Genomic DNA, 17673 nt, shown 5'->3' on the forward strand with positions numbered 1-17673 from the left:
AGTGCGGTGATTTTTTATTTATTTTTTAGAATCTCTTCCAGATAGTTTTCGCAATCAGAATATTGAAATTGGAATCCTGCGTTGAGTAATTTTTCAGGCACAACATTTTGGCTTTCTAGTAATAGATTTGCTCGTTCGCCAAGAATGAAATGTAATATCCATTTTGGAATGCTTGCAAAGGCAGGGCGCTTTAATATTCGAGCCAAAGTGCGGTTAAATTTATGTTGTTTTATGGGATTCGGGGCGGTGAAGTTAAATGAGCCTTGGCACTTTGAATGATCGAGTAAAAATAAAATGCCATTGACCATATCTTCCAAAGCAATCCAGGGAAAATATTGCTCCCCATTGCCCAGTTTGCCGCCAAGTCCCCATTTGTATAAAGGCAACATTTGAGCAAGTGCGCCTCCTTTTTTAGAAAAGACCATGCCTGTTCGAATCAAACAAACTCTTGCATCAGCTTGTCGCGCAATATTTTCCCAATCTTGGCATAATTGTGCGGTGAAAGTTTTTGCGGTTTTGCTTGTTTCGGTAATTTTTTGTTCGTCTTGATCGCCGTAAATCCCAGTCGCTGAACCTGAAATAAAAATAGGGTGTTGCTGATATTGATTAATGAATTTAACCAGTTGGCTAGTGAGGCTTAAACGACTTTCTCGTAAAATAGATTTCTGGTTTTTCGACCAAGCTTTATGAAAAATCGGCTCACCAGCAAGATTGATGATGGCATCAAACTGTTCTTGTAAATTGAGTTCTGAAAGTGCGGTAATAAATTTGATGTTTTTTTGCTTTGAGATAGTGTGCGGTGTACTTGAGCGCGTTAAGATCGTCACTTGTTCATTGCGTAAGCAGAGTTGTTCGACAAGTGCTTTGCCGATAAGTCCTGTTCCTCCCGTTAATAGAATATTCATTACAATGCGTTTTCAAATAAACGTTGGATATTTTGCAATAATTCGTCGATAGGTTTATCGTTTGTGGGCGTGACAAAAATAGTATCATCGCCTGCGATAGTACCTAAAATGCCTTCTGATTTTCCAATGGAATCAAGTAATCGTGCAATTAATTGAGCAGCACCGGGCGTCGTTTTTATTACGATTAACATCGCATTGTGATCAACATCTAATACAAGATTTTTTAATGGGCTACTGGTATTCGGAACACTCAATTCACCTGGTAAGCAATAGACCATTTCCATTTTGGTATTACGGGTGCGAACAGCACCAAATTTGGTGAGCATTCTTGATATTTTTGATTGATTAATGCCTGTAAAGCCTTGTTTTTTTAAGGCATCGACAATCTCACTTTGAGAACCAAAGCGTTCTTGATTGAGTAATTCTTTAAAAGCGCGAGTTAAATTGTCAGTCATCTTTATTTTTCAATAGTCAAAAATTTGCATAAGAATTGCATAAAAATTCATTTTCATCAACTTGAATGTGAATAAAAGCAAAGAGAAGGAAAAAATTACCTCAGAAATGTGAACTAGATCATAGAATGATATTTCTCTGTTTGTAATTGTGAGATGAAAATTTTAAAATCAGGTCATCTTAAATTAACTAACACATAAGGAGTATTTATGAAAGTTGCAGTATTAGGCGCCGCAGGCGGTATTGGTCAAGCATTAGCGTTATTACTAAAACTTCAGTTGCCTGCTGGTTCAGATTTAGCATTATATGATATTGCCCCTGTTACCCCAGGTGTTGCAGTGGATGTGAGCCATATTCCAACTGCAGTGAATGTGAAAGGTTTTTCTGGTGAAGATCCAACTCCTGCACTTGAAGGTGCGGATGTTGTATTAATTTCTGCTGGTGTTGCGCGTAAACCTGGTATGGATCGTTCAGATTTATTCAATATTAATGCAGGCATTGTTCGTGGTTTAATTGAAAAAGTCGCGGTCACTTGCCCGAAAGCTTGTGTTGGTATCATCACTAACCCAGTAAATACTACCGTTGCGATTGCGGCCGAAGTATTGAAAAAAGCAGGTGTTTACGACAAACGTAAATTATTTGGTGTAACAACTTTAGACGTGTTACGTTCTGAAACCTTTGTGGCTGAATTAAAAGGTTTAAATGTTTCTCGTACAAGCGTTCCTGTTATTGGTGGTCACTCAGGTGTGACTATTCTTCCATTACTTTCTCAAGTTCAATATGCTAAATGGAATGAAGATGAAATCGAACCATTAACAAAACGTATCCAAAATGCAGGTACAGAAGTGGTCAATGCAAAAGCGGGTGGTGGTTCTGCAACGCTTTCAATGGCGCAAGCTGCAGCACGTTTTGCTCGTTCTTTAGTGAAAGGATTAAGTGGCGAGACAGTTGTTGAATGTACTTATGTTGAAGGTGATGGTAAATATGCTCGTTTCTTCTCTCAACCAGTTCGTTTAGGCAAAGAAGGTGTAGAAGAAATTTTACCAATTGGCCCATTAAGCAATTTTGAACAACAAGCTTTAGAAAATATGTTGCCAACTTTACGTGCAGATATTGAATTAGGCGAAAAATTTATTAATGGTTAATCGTTAAACAATAAGAAGGGAATATAAAATTCTCTTTTTATTAAAATAAAAAAGCCACCAAATGGTGGCTTTTGTTTGTATCTTTATTATTTCTGACGCATTGCAGGGAATAAGATCACATCACGAATTGACGGTGCATTTGCATAAAGCATCGCTAAACGGTCGATACCTAAACCTTCCCCAGCTGTTGGTGGTAAGCCGTGCTCTAATGCAACAACAAAGTCTTCATCTTTAAACATCGCTTCATCATCGCCCGCTTCTTTAGCAGCGACTTGTGCATCAAAACGTTCATTTTGGTCTTCCGCATCATTTAATTCAGAGAAACCATTACCGATTTCACGACCACCGATAAAGAGCTCAAAACGATCTGTTACATCAGGATTTTCATCATTGCGACGTGCAAGTGGAGAAATTTCCGCAGGATGAGCCATTAAGAATGTTGGTTGAATTAAGTGATGTTCAGCCACTTCTTCAAAAATTGCATTGACAATGCTGCCTAAACCCCAAGATTTTTGTACTTCAATACCTAAGCGTTCAGCCGTGGCTTTTGCACGATCAAAGTCATATAAATCTTCTTTTACGATACCTTTGTCTGCTCCGTATTTAATGGTTGCATCGTGTAATGTAATACGTTCGAATGGTTTACCAAAATCAAATTCGTATTCACCGTATTTAACAATAGTAGTACCAAGAATATCAATCGCTAATTTACGAAGAAGTTCTTCGGTGTTATCCATTAAATCATGGTAATCTGCATAGGCTTGATAGTATTCAAGCATAGTAAATTCTGGATTATGACGAACAGAAACCCCTTCATTACGGAAGTTACGGTTTAATTCAAATACTCGTTCAAAGCCACCCACTACTAGGCGTTTTAAATAAAGTTCAGGTGCGATACGTAAATACATATCCACATCTAATGCATTGTGATGGGTCACGAAAGGACGCGCAGATGCACCGCCTGGAATTACTTGTAACATTGGCGTTTCCACTTCCATAAAGCCTTTAGAAATGAAATATTCACGAATCCCCGCGACAACTTTAGAACGAATAATAAAAGTGCGGCGAGATTCTTCGTTAGAAATTAAATCTAAATAACGTTGGCGATAACGAACTTCTTGGTCGGTTAAACCATGGAATTTGTCTGGTAATGGGCGAAGTGCTTTAGTTAAAAGTTGAACTTCAGTGGTTTTAACGGTTAGTTCATCGGTTTTTGTTTTAAATAAAGTGCCTTTAACGCCAACGATGTCACCTAAATCCCAAGTACCAACGTCATCTTTATAAACACCTTCAGGCAAATTATCGCGTGCAACATAAAGCTGGATTTTACCGCTCATATCTTGAATAGTGATAAAAGTTGCTTTACCCATTGCACGGCGAGTCATAATACGCCCCGCAACTTGTACTTCAACGCCTTTCTCTTTTAAGATTTCACCATCTTCTGCATCATATTGATTGTGCAAATCTCGTGCGAGCGCATCACGACGAAATTTGTTTGGAAATGCATTACCTTTTGTACGTAATGCTGCTAATTTTTCACGACGAACGAGCATTTCGCCATTGAGATCTAATTCTTTAACTTCTTGTTCTGACATGTTGTTTACCTTTTTTATAAATTAATAAGAAATTTTCATTTTCTTTGTTTACTTGGGTGGTTGCTGATGGTTGAGTAGGGCAAGTTAAATATTCCCCCTTCCGTCACTTCGCGCCACCTTCCCCCGCGAGCAGGGGAAGGCAAAAATTTTATAATCCAGCTTTGAGACTCGCTTCAATAAATCGATCTAAATCACCGTCTAATACGGCTTGCGTATTACGGTTTTCCACGCCAGTCCGCAAATCTTTAATGCGTGAATCGTCTAATACGTAAGAGCGAATTTGGCTTCCCCAACCAATGTCAGATTTATTATCTTCCATTGCTTGCTTATCCGCATTTTTCCTCTGTAATTCAAGCTCATACAATTTCGCTTTTAATTGTTTCATCGCTTGATCTTTGTTCTTGTGCTGTGAACGGTCATTTTGACATTGCACAACTATGCCACTTGGCATATGGGTAATTCGCACCGCACTTTCAGTTTTGTTTACGTGCTGTCCACCAGCGCCCGATGCTCGATAAACATCAATACGTAAATCAGCAGGATTGATTTCAATATCAATATCGTCATCAATTTCAGGGTAGACAAATGCTGCGCTGAATGATGTGTGACGACGGTTATTGGAATCAAATGGACTTTTACGCACTAAACGATGAATCCCCGTTTCTGTTCGTAACCAACCAAAGGCATATTCACCGCTCACTTTAATCGTTGCCGATTTCAATCCAGCTACATCACCGTCAGATACTTCCATCAGTTCTGTTTTAAAACCTTTGCTTTCAGCCCAACGGAGATACATACGGAGCAACATTTCTGTCCAATCTTGAGCTTCCGTACCGCCAGAACCAGCTTGTAAGTCCACATAGCAATCGCAAGCATCATGTTCGCCACTAAACATTCGACGGAACTCTAATTTTTCGAGTTGTTGTTCGAGTTCATCTAATTCGGCTACCGCTTCATTGAAGGTGTCTTCGTCTTCTGCTTCGATGGCAAGCTCTAATAATCCATCAACATCTTCTAAACCTTGTTCTAAATTTTTGATGGTATTTACAACTTGTTCTAAAGATACGCGTTCTTTACCAAGCGTTTGGGCTTTATCTGGATCATTCCAAACATCTGGCTGTTCTAATTCCGCATTGACTTCTTCTAAACGCTCAACTTTGGCATCGAAGTCAAAGATACCCCCGAAGCACCGAAGTGCGGTCGGTTAAGTCGGTGATTTTATTTTTTACAGGATTGATTTCAAACATAATAAATTCACTGTGTGATAAAGTGTGGAATTATATGCTATTTTCTGATTTTTGGATAGTTTGACCTTGCAGAAATTAGCAATCTCTCTATAATTTCAGACTTTCTTACTCAAGCTAATTTAGGAACAAAAAATGAAGAAAATTTTTACCGCACTTTTGTGCATGACTGCGGCTAATGCAATGGCAAACGATGCCAAGATTAAAAGCAAATTACAGTCTCTTGGTGCATCCAATATTGATGTGAAATCCTCGCCAATTTCAGGTATCAAAACTGCCGTAACAGATCAAGGCGTACTTTATGTGACGGAAGATGGAAAATATGCTTTCCAAGGTAAACTTTATGAGCTCACAAATAATGGCCCTGTTGATGTAGCGGGTAAAATTTTAGTGGATAAACTTAATTCTTATAAAAACGAGATGATTGTTTACCCCGCTAAAAATGAAAAGCATGTTGTGACGGTATTTATGGACATTACTTGCCATTATTGCCATTTGTTACATCAGCAATTAAAAGAATATAACGATCTTGGAATTACCGTGCGTTATTTAGCTTTCCCTCGTGCGGGCATGAATAACCAAACTGCAAAACAAATGGAAGCGATTTGGACGGCTAAAGATCCTGTTTTTGCTTTAAATGAAGCAGAAAAAGGCAATTTACCGAAAGAAGTTAAAACCCCAAATGTTGTGAAAAAACATTATGAATTAGGGGCTCAATTTGGCGTAAATGGCACACCAAGTATTGTTACCTCAACTGGTGAGCTTATTGGCGGTTATTTAAAACCCGCTGATTTATTGAGCGCACTTGAAGAAACAACAAAATAATTCTAGCGATATTCATATTTATAAGGGCATATCTTATATGCCCTTTGAATATGATAAATTAAAACAAAATACACCGTGAAAAAACTTATCAAACGCCGTGAAATTCCAATTGGAAATTCTGTTTCAAACCATCCGTTATTAGATCGCCTTTATCGCGCACGCCATATTCAAAACACCGAAGAATTAGACCGCACTTTAAAATCAATGCTGAATCCAAATCTGCTATATGGTATTGAGCAAGCCGTAAATTTATTAGTGGAAGCTTACCAACAACAGCAAAAAATAGTGATTGTTGGGGATTTTGATGTAGATGGTGCAACTAGTACAGCATTGAGTGTGCTGGCTTTAAGACAACTTGGTTTTGCGTATGTGGATTATCTCGTACCAAATCGATTTGAACAGGGTTATGGTTTGAGTATTCCTGTGGCTGAAATGGCTATTGAAAAGGGTGTTCAGCTGTTAATGACTGTGGATAACGGCGTTTCATCTTTTGAAGGCGTTGCATTTTTGAAAGAGAAAGGCGTGCGTGTTTTAGTGACGGATCATCATTTACCACCCGAAACTTTGCCGCCAGCTGATGCTATTGTCAATCCTAATTTAAGCCAGTGTGGTTTTCCTTCAAAATCTTTAGCGGGCGTTGGTGTTGCGTTTTATTTGATGTTAGCCGTACGAGCAAAATTTCGTGAACTCGGTATTTTTACTGCAGAAACACAACCCAATTTTACTGACTTGCTCGATCTAGTGGCATTGGGTACTGTCGCTGATGTGGTGCCTTTAGATCAAAATAATCGTATCCTTGCTTATCAAGGCTTAATGCGGATTCGTGCACGGCGTTGTCGTCCCGGTATTGTTGCATTAGCAGAAGTGGCTAACCGTAATGTTGAACAGTTTACTTCAAGTGATCTCGGTTTTTGTATCGGACCTCGTTTAAACGCAGCAGGGCGTTTAGACAATATGTCGATTGGGGTAGAGCTTTTACTGGCGGACGATATGCTAAAAGCCAGAGAATTGGCTTTAGATCTTGACCAACTCAACCAAATGCGTAAAGAAATTGAAGCAGGCATGAAGCTTGAGGCGTTAGAAATTTGCCAAAATCTCACCGCACTTTTTAAAGAGTTACCTTCAGGGATTACACTTTATCAGCCCGATTGGCATCAAGGCGTATTAGGCATTGTGTCATCTCGGATTAAGGATCAATATCACCGTCCTGTGATTGCCTTTGCGAAAGATGGTGGGGGAATCTTGAAAGGTTCTGCTCGTTCTATCGAAGGTTTGCATATGCGTGATGTTTTAGAGCGTATTCATTCGCAACATCCTAATATGATTTTAAAATTTGGTGGCCATGCGATGGCTGCAGGATTAAGCCTTCGAGAAGAACACTTTGACGATTTCCAACATATTTTTAATCAAACTGTTGCCGATTGGCTTGATGAAGAACATTTACAAGGCGTAATCTGGACAGATGGCGAATTAAATTCAAATGAATTTAATCTTGAAACGGCAGAGCTGATAAAATCAGCAGGCCCTTGGGGACAAGCTTTTCCTGAGCCTTGTTTTGATGGCGAATTCAAAATTTTAGATCAGCGTGCAATTGGACAAAATCAAAATCATCTCAAAATGTTAGTGGAGCCAAAACAAGGCGGGCCTTTATTAGATGCGGTTGCGTTTAATATTGACACAAGATTGTATCCCGATTTTTCAATTAAACAGGCAAGATTTGCATATAAATTGGATGTTAATGAGTTTCGTGGTAACCGAAATGTACAGCTTTTAGTGGAATATATTGAAGCCATTGATGAGTAATGTTTTGAAATTTTATGGATTATTCGTATTAGGTTTATTTGGGTTTACATCATCGGTTCTAGCCGAAGTAAATCAAAAAGAATTTTCTACTCAAAATCCACCGCACTTACCATCTTCTGATGTCATGCATTTTGAAGATGGGAGGGATTATTTTTCTTATCAAGAGCCTATTGAACAAATGCCTAGAGCGGATAAAAAAATACGTATTCAATTCTTTTTTGATTACGATTGCCGCGTATGTTCGTCAGCGCAAGATATTTTAGAGCTTTATAGTCAAATGCGTACAAATAAAGTTGTGTTGGAACAATATCCTATTGCAACTGCGGATAGTCAGTTTAGCGCACGCATTTTTTATACCTTACAGGCACTAAGTGCGGGTGAACTATCTCATGTTTTGCTATTTGAAACCTCAGAAAAATCCCGTTATGCAGAATTGTCTTCGACAAATAAAATTCAACAATGGGCGGAAGAACAAGGTCTAGATAAACAGTCATTTATTCAGGCTGAAAATTCAGAAAGAGTAAAAGAACAAATTCAAGATGCGATTGAATTGACGGAAGAATATGGTGTGTTTACCTATCCTTACGTTGTTATTGGGGGAAAATATGTACTCACGGCGAGTACGCTTTATAACGATGATTATAGCGTGGCAGTGTTAGATTTTTTGGTAAATAAAATAGAACAGGAACAAAAGTGATGAAAATCGGAATTGTTGGCGCAATGGCGCAAGAAGTAGAAATTCTAAAAAATTTAATGACAGAAATAACCGAAACTCGAGTAGCAAGTGCGGTCATTTTTGAAGGCAAAATTAATGGTAAAGATGTTGCATTATTGCAATCTGGTATTGGAAAAGTGGCAGCTGCCATTGGCACTACGGCATTGTTGCAATTAGCCAAGCCAGATTTTGTGATCAATACTGGTTCTGCGGGTGGGGTAGCAAAAGGCTTGAAAGTGGGGGATATTGTGATTTCTGATGAAACCCGCTACCACGATGCGGATGTGACAGCTTTTGGCTATGAAAAAGGGCAGTTGCCCGCTAATCCCGTGGCATTTTTATCCGACAAAAAATTGGCTGACCACGCTCAAGAAATTGCAGAAAAGCAAGGACAATCAGTAAAACGTGGTTTAATTTGCTCTGGCGATAGTTTTATTAATAGTGAAGACAAAATTGCACAAATAAAAGCAGACTTCCCGAATGTGGTGGGGGTTGAAATGGAGGCCACTGCGATTGCACAAGTTTGCTATGCTTTTAATGTGCCTTTTGTGGTAGTTCGAGCTATTTCGGATGCAGGCGATGGCGAAGCGAGTATGTCTTTTGAAGAGTTCTTACCGTTGGCCGCAAAACAGTCTTCGGCGTTAGTGTTGGGGATGATTGATAGACTACTGTAGTTAATACGTCAGCTTTTGATAAGTAGAGGATAAGTTATATGGGAACGATTATTACTGTTGATGGCCCTAGTGGTGCAGGGAAAGGAACGCTTTGTTATGCGTTGGCTGAAAAGTTGGGTTATGCACTGTTGGATAGTGGGGCGATTTATCGCGTTACTGCATTGGCAGCATTGCAACGTAAAACTGATCTAACAAATGAATCGGCGCTAGCTGAATTAGCTCGTCACTTAGATATTCAATTTATTCCTCAAAATGGTGAGGTGAATATTTTGCTTGCTAGCATGAATGTAAGCCATTTAATTCGCACTCAAGAAGTCGCTGATGCTGCCTCTAAAGTAGCTGTGTTTCCCCAAGTGCGGTCAGCTTTATTACAACTTCAGCAAGATTTTGCGAAAAATGATGGATTAATTGCGGATGGTAGAGATATGGGGACTGTGGTATTCCCAAATGCACAAGTAAAATTATTTTTAGATGCAAGTGCTGAAGAACGTGCAAAAAGACGCTATAAACAGTTGCAAAATAAAGGAATAAATGGTAACTTTGCGCAGATTTTAGCCGAGATAAAAGAGCGTGATTTTCGTGATAGAAATCGTGAAGTTGCGCCGCTAAAACCGGCTGATGATGCTCTATTATTGGATAGCACAACGTTGAGTATTGGTGAAGTTATTGATCAGGCGTTAGCTTATATTCAAGAAAAGGTGTCAGTTTCGATTTAACTGTTTGTTCAAGGAAGAATAAGCATTTATCCTCAACCCCGCATTTTATGGATTTTAATGTGGATGTTATTAACTTAAATTAAGAAGATTATTTATATGTCAGAATCTTTTGCTCAACTTTTTGAAGAATCATTAAAAGGCCTTGAAACTCGTCAAGGTTCAATCGTTAGCGGTACTGTAGTAGCTATCCAAAAAGGCTTTGTGCTTGTTGATGCAGGTTTAAAATCTGAGTCTGCAATCCCAGTTGCTGAATTCTTAAATGCACAAGGCGAACTTGAAATCCAAGTTGGCGATACTGTAAATGTTGCATTAGATGCAGTTGAAGATGGTTTCGGTGAAACTAAACTTTCTCGTGAGAAAGCTGTTCGTCACGAATCTTGGATTGAATTAGAAAAAGCTTACGAAGAAAAAGCGACCGTTATCGGTTTAATCAACGGCAAAGTGAAAGGTGGCTTCACAGTTGAGTTAAACGGTGTTCGTGCATTCTTACCAGGTTCTTTAGTTGATACTCGTCCAGCGCGTGAAGCAGATCACTTACTTGGTAAAGAATTAGAATTCAAAGTAATCAAATTAGATCAAAAACGTAACAATGTTGTTGTTTCTCGTCGTGCAGTGATTGAATCTGAAAACAGCCAAGAACGTGAACAAGTATTAGAAAATCTTGTTGAAGGTTCAGAAGTTAAAGGTATCGTTAAAAACTTAACTGAGTACGGTGCATTCGTTGATCTTGGTGGTGTTGACGGTTTATTACATATCACAGATATGGCTTGGAAACGAGTTAAACATCCAAGCGAAATCGTGAATGTTGGCGATGAAGTTACTGTTAAAGTATTAAAATTTGATAAAGATCGTACTCGTGTATCTTTAGGCTTAAAACAATTAGGTCAAGATCCATGGGCTGCAATTGCCGAAAATCACCCAGTAAACAGTAAATTAACTGGTAAAGTAACTAACTTAACAGACTATGGTTGTTTTGTTGAGATCTTAGATGGCGTTGAAGGTTTAGTTCACGTTTCTGAAATGGATTGGACTAACAAAAATATCCACCCATCTAAAGTTGTTAGCTTAGGCGATACTGTAGAAGTAATGGTATTAGAAATTGATGAAGAACGTCGTCGTATTTCTTTAGGCTTAAAACAATGTAAAGCTAACCCATGGACTCAATTTGCTGAAACTCACAATAAAGGCGATAAAGTAACTGGTAAAATCAAGTCTATCACTGATTTCGGTATCTTCATCGGTCTTGAAGGTGGTATCGATGGTTTAGTTCACTTATCTGATATTTCTTGGAATGTATCAGGTGAAGAAGCAGTTCGTAACTACAAAAAAGGTGACGAAGTTTCTGCAGTAGTATTAGCTGTTGATGCAGTGAAAGAGCGTATCTCTTTAGGTATCAAACAACTTGAAGAAGATCCATTCAATAACTTCGTAGCGATCAATAAAAAAGGCGCTGTAGTATCTGCAACTGTAGTTGAAGCAGATGCAAAAGGTGCTAAAGTTGAATTAGCGGGCGGCGTTGAAGGTTATATCCGTGCAGCTGATTTAACAAATGAAGTTGCTGCAGGTGATGTGGTTGAAGCTAAATACACTGGTGTAGATCGTAAATCTCGTATCGTTCACTTATCAGTGAAAGCAAAAGATCAAGCTGAAGAAGCTGCTGCAGTTGCAAATGTGAATAACAAACAAGAAGAAGTTGCTATTCCAAACGCAATGGCTGAAGCATTTAAAGCAGCTAAAGGTGAATAATTAATTCACGTAATAAGGCTGGGCTCATGTCCAGCCTTATTTTTAGGGCTTATTGCTAATACATTGAAATAATGTATTAGCAATAAATCTTAATTTGAATAATATTAAGGGAGAAAAGACGATGACTAAGTCAGAACTTATAGAAAAATTATTAGCGAAACATCCGACTTTACCCGTAAAAGAAATCGAAAATATGGTAAAAGATATTTTGGAGTTTATTTCTCAATCTCTTGAAAATGGCGATCGTGTTGAGTTGAGAGGATTTGGAAGTTTTTCACTGCATTATCGTAATCCTCGTTTAGGGCGTAATCCAAAAACGGGTGATTCTGTTAAATTAGAAGCTAAATCTGTACCGCACTTTAAAGCAGGTAAAGAGTTAAAAGAGCGTGTAGATATTTATTAATAAAATTAAAATGTTCGAATATGCCTTTCCAACTACAACGTTTGCCATTATTTAGAAAAGCCATATTTTAAGGAAATGTTATGATTAAATATATTTTAGGTATTGTGATTTTTATCGCTATCGTGTTGGTTGCAATTACCGTTGGAGCAAATAACGATCAAGTTATTACATTTAATTATATTGTGGCGGAAAGTCAGCTCCAACTATCGAGTCTTGTTGCTATTTTATTTGGATTAGGTTTAATTCTTGGCTGGTTAATCACCGCTTTTTTCTATCTTAAGTTAAAACTTAAAAATATGGCATTAGCTCGTCAAGTTAAGCGCCAAACTTTGCAAATCAACGAGTTGACTACTGTGCGCGATAAGGTCGCCTGATGCTAGAATTACTCTTTCTACTATTGCCTATTGCTGCAGCCTATGGTTGGTACATGGGGCAGCGTAGTGCAAAGAAAGATCAAGATGACATTAGTAATAAACTCTCCCGAGATTATGTTACGGGGGTAAACTTCTTACTTTCCAATCAAACCGATAAAGCTGTAGATTTGTTTTTGGACATGCTTCAGAAGCAAGAAACCGAAAATGAAATCGAAAGCCACTCCCAATTTGAAGCTGAGCTTACACTTGGCAATCTATTCCGCTCTAGAGGCGAAGTTGATCGTGCATTGCGTATTCACCAAGCTTTAGACCTTAGTCCTAATTATACATTTGAGCAAAAATTACTCGCAAAGCAGCAGCTTGCTCGAGATTTTATGGTGGTTGGTTTTTTTGACCGCGCTGAAAATCTTTATATTTTACTAGTGGATGAACCTGAATTTGCAGAAAATGCTTTACAGCAACTTTTAGTGATTTATCAAAAAACTAAAGAATGGAAAAAAGCGGTTAATATTGCTGAAAAACTCGCTAAAATACAACCACAAGAGAATAATATTGAACTTGCGCAATGTTATTGTGAATATTCACAAAGTTTAGAGCCTGAAAGTGCGGTTGAAAAACACAGTTTTTTACAAAAAGCTTTGTTAGTTTCTCCTACTTGTGTTCGTGCTTCTTTATTACTCGCAAATTTAGAAATGCTCGAAGGTCAATATCAACAAGCAGCAAAAATACTAGAACATGTTTTAGAGCAAAATCCAGATTATACTGGTGAAATTTTGTCACCTTTAAAACATTGTTATGAAGAATTAAATCAGTTAGATAACTTTGAGTTATTCTTAATTCGTGCTGGCCAAATTACTAATAATGACGAAGTAGAGCTAGCTTTGGTCAAATTAATTGAAGAAAAAGATGGCAAGTCTGCTGCTCAAGCTAAGCTTTATCAGCAACTCACGAAAAAGCCAAGTACTTTAATTTTCCATCGTTTTATGCAGTATCAAATTGATGATGCAGAAGACGGAAGGGGAAAAGAAAGCCTAATTTTATTACATAAAATGGTTGGTGAAAGAATTAAGCAAACATCGGCCTATCGTTGTACAAATTGTGGTTATCAAATCCATAAGCTATTGTGGAATTGCCCATCTTGCCGTCAATGGGAAAGTATTAAACCAGTTTCAAGTCAAGAACATAATTAATTGATACTCAGTGAGGTAACATTATGACAAGCAAAATTATTGTGGCATTGGACTATGAGAAAGAAGCAGAGGCTCTTGCTTTAGTTGATCAAATTGATCCGAGTTTGTGCCGATTAAAAGTGGGTAAAGAAATGTTTACTACACTTGGTATTAATTTTGTAAAACAATTACATCAACGTAATTTCGATGTTTTCTTAGATCTTAAATATCATGATATTCCAAATACGGTGGCAAGAGCGGTCAGATCCGCAGCTGATTTGGGTGTATGGATGGTAGATTTGCACGCAAGCGGTGGGCTACGAATGATGGAAGAAGCTAAGAGAATTCTTGAACCTTATGGGAAAGATGCGCCATTGCTTATTGCTGTGACGGTATTAACCAGTATGGAAGATTTGGATTTATTACAAATTGGGATTAATGCATCGCCAATGGAACAAGTTTTACGCTTAGCTCATTTAACCCAACGTGCAGGTTTGGATGGTGTGGTTTGCTCTCCGCAAGAGGTTGAAATTTTACGTAACGCTTGTGGAGAAGAGTTTAAATTGGTGACCCCAGGTATTCGTCCAATTGGAGCGGATTTTGGTGATCAAAGACGAGTGATGACACCTACAGCTGCGATTCGTGCTGGTTCAGATTATTTAGTGATAGGGCGTCCTATTACTAAAGCTGATAATCCAGCAGAGGTTCTTCGTTCTATTAATGCATCTATTGGGTAATTATGATGTCAGATTCTGTTTTAGTGTATTCAACAGATGTGGGTCGAATTAAAGAGGAAAAGGCTTCTGTAGTTCGCCCAAAAGGAGACGGCGTTGTACGTATCCAAAAACAAACGAGTGGTAGGAAAGGTGCGGGCGTATCGGTTATAACGGGTTTAGATTTATCTGACGAGGATTTGAAAAAATTAGCGGCTGAATTAAAAAAACGTTGCGGATGTGGCGGATCAGTTAAAAATGGCATTATTGAGATTCAAGGTGAAAAGCGTGATTTACTCAAGCAATTGTTAGAGCAAAAAGGGTTTACCGTTAAATTATCAGGTGGATAATTAAAAAGGCGCATTAGCGCCTTTTTTGTTAGAGATTCAAAATTTCTTTGACGAAAGGAATCGTAAGATTTCGTTGTGCTTGCAATGATGCTTTATCTAGTAGATCAAGTGCTTCAAATAATGTGTGCATGTCTCGTGCTAGTCGTGTAAGTAAAAAATTAGCCGTCTCATCGGGTAATTGAATTCCTCGTTGATAAGCGTTATGTTGCAGTACACTAATTTTTTGCTCGTCAGTTAAGGAATTTAATTGATAAATTTCGCCCCAAGTTAAGCGAGAGTTTAAATCAGGTAATTTTACAGAAAGTGCGGAAGGCGATTTATCTGAACTAATAAGTAAAATTGTTTTTCCGCTTGCTTTAATTCGATTAAACAGATCAAAAATAGCTAGTTCCCATTCATCATTTCCTATGACGCTTTGTAAATCATCTAAGCATACCAATTCTTGCTGTTCTAAATTTTCCAGAACTGCGGTAGAAAAATATTGAGATTTGCTAAGAGGAACATAGATCGCAGTGCGCTGTTTGATTAAATATTCGTTACTGAATGCTCTAAGTAAATGGGTTTTACCAGAGCCTTTATCTCCCCAAATGTAGAAAAACGGTTGTTTTAAATCAGATGAATTTTTGCGTAAAGAATCAAGCAATAAAAGATTATTATCGCCGTAAAAGTTTTCTAATGTGGCATCATCAATTTGATGAATGGGTAAGGGAAGCTGCTTATTCAAATGTTTATGTATTACAGATTAAGTAAGAAAGGGCTAAATGATAATTTAACCCTTTGAAATGGGGATTATTCTACTTCATTTTTTGCTTTCGGTAAAACAAGGTTTAAGATGATAGCAACAATCGCACACAAGCTGATACCTTTTAGTGATACGTTACCCACATCTACAAACATATTGCCGATACCAAATGTCATGACGACAGAAATAATACACAGATTACGCGCTTCGGTAACATCAACTTTGCCACGAATTAAGGTGCTCATGCCCACGACTGCGATTGAACCGAAAACAAGCATCATAATTCCACCCATTACAATCGTTGGAATGGTTGATAGGAATGCGCCTACTTTTCCACAGAATGAAATCGCAATAGCCCAAACCGCAGCCCAAGTCATAATATTTGGGTTAAAGTTGCGTGTTAGCATCACAGCACCAGTAACTTCCGCATAAGTTGTATTAGGCGGGCCGCCCACTAAAGAAGCTGCAGCAGTAGCGACGCCATCGCCTAATAAAGTGTGGTGTAATCCCGGTTTTTTTAGAAAATCTTTACCTGTTACTGAGCTAATCGCCATAATGCCGCCCACGTGTTCTACGGCAGGGGCAATAGCAATTGGTAACATATAAAGAATGGCTTCTAGGTTAAATTCAGGTGCAGTTAATTTTGGTAAGCTAAACCAAGGCGCATCAATAACTGGTTGGAAATTAATTAAACCCAAGAATAAACATAAAATATATCCCGCAGTAATACCAAACATAATTGGGATGAGTTTCATCAATCCTTTGGCAAACACTGCTACAGATAAAGTAGTGAGAAGTGTTACCATTGAAACTAATACTGCATCGTTATACGCATAAGCACTGTTTTTGCCTAAGGACATATCAACTGCCACAGGTGCAAGCCCCATACCAATGATAATGATCACAGGACCTACAACTACAGGCGGAAAAAAACGTTGTAGTGCTTCTGCTCCCCGTAATTTTACTAGCGTACTTAAGGCGAAATAGACAAGCCCAGTGAATGCTAAGCCGCCCATCGTGGTTGCAATTCCCCAAGTTTGTACGCCATATTGAATAGGGGCAATAAAGGCAAAAGATGATGCCAAGAAAATAGGCACTTGCTTGCTTGTGCAAAATTGGAAGAGTAGAGTGCCAACGCCTGCGGTTAATAATGCCGTATTGGAATCAAGTCCTGTAATTAATGGCACGAGTACTAGCGCACCAAATGCGACGAAGAGCATTTGTAGGCCAACAAAAGATTGTTTTAATTTGCTTTGATTTTCCGAAGGGAAAGAAGAAGTTTGGTTTGTCATTTAGTTTCAACTCTCTGTTTGAATTAACTTAAAAAGTGCGGTCAGTTTTTCTTGTGTTTCACGCACGGAAAAAAGACGGCTTAAATGCCGTCTTGTTTTGGGGATTATTTTGTCCCAAAAATTTTATCGCCCGCATCACCAAGACCCGGAATAATGTAACCTTGTTCATTTAAATGGCTATCAATAGAAGCGCAGTAAAGTTCAATGTCAGGATGTGCAGCCTCAAGAGCTTTAATTCCTTCTGGTGCAGCCACTAATACTAATACTTTGATATGTTTACAACCTTTTGCTTTTAAAAGATCGAGGGTTGCAATCATAGAACCGCCTGTTGCAAGCATTGGATCCACCACAATTGCAAGACGTTCTTCTAAATCGCTGGCTAATTTTTGGAAATAAGGGACTGGCTCAAGGGTTTCTTCATTACGGTAGATACCCACTACACTGATACGTGCGCTTGGTACATGTTCAAGTACACCATCCATCATTCCTAAACCTGCACGTAAAATTGGCACAACCGTTACTTTTTTACCTTTAATTCGATCGATTTCTACAGGGCCATTCCAACCGTTGATCGTTACTTTTTCAGTTTCTAAATCAGAGGTTGCTTCATAGGTTAATAAGCTACCGATTTCTGTTGCCAGTTCACGGAATTTTTTCGTATCAATTTCAGCTTCACGCATCACACCTAGTTTGTGTTTTACAAGTGGGTGTTTTACTTCAACCAGTTTCATTTTTACTCTCCTTTTGGCTCTTAAAAAACAAATTGACGAATTTTAGATTAAAAACATACAAAATGGTAGAGCTTAATA

The 17673-nt window shown here is 38.3% G+C and carries 19 protein-coding genes; 12 read left to right on the forward strand and 7 right to left on the reverse strand.

The window, feature by feature from the left end; translation table 11 throughout:
- Positions 1–14: 14 nt before the first annotated feature.
- Positions 15–905: a TIGR01777 family oxidoreductase gene (locus ABW51_RS01895; RefSeq protein WP_053465334.1), complete on the reverse strand. Its 891-nt coding sequence runs from the start codon at positions 903–905 to the stop codon at positions 15–17.
- Positions 905–1360, reverse strand: coding sequence for a transcriptional regulator ArgR (argR, locus tag ABW51_RS01900; RefSeq protein ID WP_053465335.1), 456 nt, complete (start codon positions 1358–1360; stop codon positions 905–907). Before argR ends, ABW51_RS01895 begins: the two co-directional genes overlap by 1 nt.
- Positions 1361–1567: 207 nt before the next feature.
- On the opposite strand from argR, the gene mdh reads away from it, so the two are divergent.
- On the forward strand, positions 1568–2503 hold the full coding sequence (gene mdh, locus ABW51_RS01905) for a malate dehydrogenase (protein WP_005691178.1): 936 nt from the start codon (positions 1568–1570) through the stop codon (positions 2501–2503).
- Positions 2504–2589: 86 nt separating this feature from the next.
- Here the strand turns inward: mdh and lysS are convergent, their stop codons facing one another.
- Complete coding sequence (gene lysS / locus ABW51_RS01910) at positions 2590–4098, reverse strand: lysine--tRNA ligase (RefSeq protein ID WP_053465336.1); 1509 nt, start codon at positions 4096–4098, stop codon at positions 2590–2592.
- Positions 4099–4246: 148 nt separating this feature from the next.
- Positions 4247–5345, reverse strand: a protein-coding gene (prfB, locus tag ABW51_RS01915) for a peptide chain release factor 2 (RefSeq protein WP_156262539.1) whose coding sequence is annotated in 2 segments (ribosomal slippage) — positions 4247–5269 and positions 5271–5345 — 1098 coding nt in all. Because the reading frame shifts where the segments join, the coding sequence is not laid out codon by codon here.
- 132 nt (positions 5346–5477) lie between these two features.
- On the opposite strand from prfB, the gene dsbC reads away from it, so the two are divergent.
- The 11 genes from dsbC to yciH all read left to right on the forward strand — a co-directional run bounded on the left by dsbC (position 5478) and on the right by yciH (position 14830).
- Positions 5478–6167: a bifunctional protein-disulfide isomerase/oxidoreductase DsbC gene (gene dsbC / locus ABW51_RS01920; protein WP_053465338.1), complete on the forward strand. Its 690-nt coding sequence runs from the start codon at positions 5478–5480 to the stop codon at positions 6165–6167.
- Between the two features lie 75 nt (positions 6168–6242).
- Entirely contained in the window at positions 6243–7970 is a 1728-nt protein-coding gene (recJ, locus tag ABW51_RS01925; RefSeq protein ID WP_053465339.1) for a single-stranded-DNA-specific exonuclease RecJ, read from the forward strand.
- Positions 7963–8667: a thiol:disulfide interchange protein DsbA/DsbL gene (locus ABW51_RS01930; RefSeq protein WP_053465340.1), complete on the forward strand. Its 705-nt coding sequence runs from the start codon at positions 7963–7965 to the stop codon at positions 8665–8667. Before recJ ends, ABW51_RS01930 begins: the two co-directional genes overlap by 8 nt.
- The gene (locus ABW51_RS01935; protein ID WP_053465341.1) at positions 8667–9359 is read left to right on the forward strand and encodes a 5'-methylthioadenosine/adenosylhomocysteine nucleosidase; all 693 of its coding nucleotides are present in this window, start codon (positions 8667–8669) and stop codon (positions 9357–9359) included. Before ABW51_RS01930 ends, ABW51_RS01935 begins: the two co-directional genes overlap by 1 nt.
- Before the next feature lie 38 nt (positions 9360–9397).
- Positions 9398–10075 (forward strand): (d)CMP kinase, encoded by a 678-nt coding sequence (gene cmk / locus ABW51_RS01940; protein ID WP_053465342.1) that lies wholly within the window; start codon positions 9398–9400, stop codon positions 10073–10075.
- 96 nt (positions 10076–10171) lie between these two features.
- Entirely contained in the window at positions 10172–11821 is a 1650-nt protein-coding gene (rpsA, locus tag ABW51_RS01945; RefSeq protein ID WP_005630739.1) for a 30S ribosomal protein S1, read from the forward strand.
- 121 nt (positions 11822–11942) lie between these two features.
- Positions 11943–12224: an integration host factor subunit beta gene (locus ABW51_RS01950; protein WP_005629286.1), complete on the forward strand. Its 282-nt coding sequence runs from the start codon at positions 11943–11945 to the stop codon at positions 12222–12224.
- Positions 12225–12304: 80 nt separating this feature from the next.
- Positions 12305–12598, forward strand: a complete 294-nt coding sequence (locus ABW51_RS01955; RefSeq protein ID WP_053465343.1) for a LapA family protein — start codon at positions 12305–12307, stop codon at positions 12596–12598.
- Complete coding sequence (lapB, locus tag ABW51_RS01960; RefSeq protein WP_053465344.1) at positions 12598–13788, forward strand: lipopolysaccharide assembly protein LapB; 1191 nt, start codon at positions 12598–12600, stop codon at positions 13786–13788. The genes ABW51_RS01955 and lapB overlap by 1 nt, the downstream gene beginning before the upstream one ends.
- 23 nt (positions 13789–13811) lie before the next feature.
- Entirely contained in the window at positions 13812–14504 is a 693-nt protein-coding gene (gene pyrF / locus ABW51_RS01965) for an orotidine-5'-phosphate decarboxylase (protein WP_005634817.1), read from the forward strand.
- A 5-nt stretch (positions 14505–14509) separates the two neighbouring features.
- A complete protein-coding gene (gene yciH / locus ABW51_RS01970) occupies positions 14510–14830 on the forward strand; it encodes a stress response translation initiation inhibitor YciH (protein WP_053465345.1) in 321 nt (106 codons plus the stop codon).
- Positions 14831–14858: 28 nt separating this feature from the next.
- Here yciH and hda read toward each other — a convergent pair whose 3' ends face one another.
- The 3 genes from hda to upp form a co-directional block, all read right to left on the reverse strand.
- Positions 14859–15554 carry a DnaA regulatory inactivator Hda gene (hda, locus tag ABW51_RS01975; protein WP_053465346.1) on the reverse strand — a complete coding sequence of 232 codons (696 nt, stop codon included), beginning with the start codon at positions 15552–15554 and terminating at the stop codon, positions 14859–14861.
- Positions 15555–15619: 65 nt separating this feature from the next.
- The gene (locus ABW51_RS01980; RefSeq protein ID WP_053465347.1) at positions 15620–16864 is read right to left on the reverse strand and encodes a nucleobase:cation symporter-2 family protein; all 1245 of its coding nucleotides are present in this window, start codon (positions 16862–16864) and stop codon (positions 15620–15622) included.
- Between the two features lie 104 nt (positions 16865–16968).
- A complete protein-coding gene (gene upp, locus ABW51_RS01985) occupies positions 16969–17595 on the reverse strand; it encodes a uracil phosphoribosyltransferase (RefSeq protein WP_013525717.1) in 627 nt (208 codons plus the stop codon).
- Positions 17596–17673: the final 78 nt, after the last annotated feature.

Origin of the sequence: Haemophilus sp. C1 (assembly GCF_001276515.1) — a bacterium.
Classification (GTDB): Bacteria; Pseudomonadota; Gammaproteobacteria; order Enterobacterales; family Pasteurellaceae; genus Haemophilus.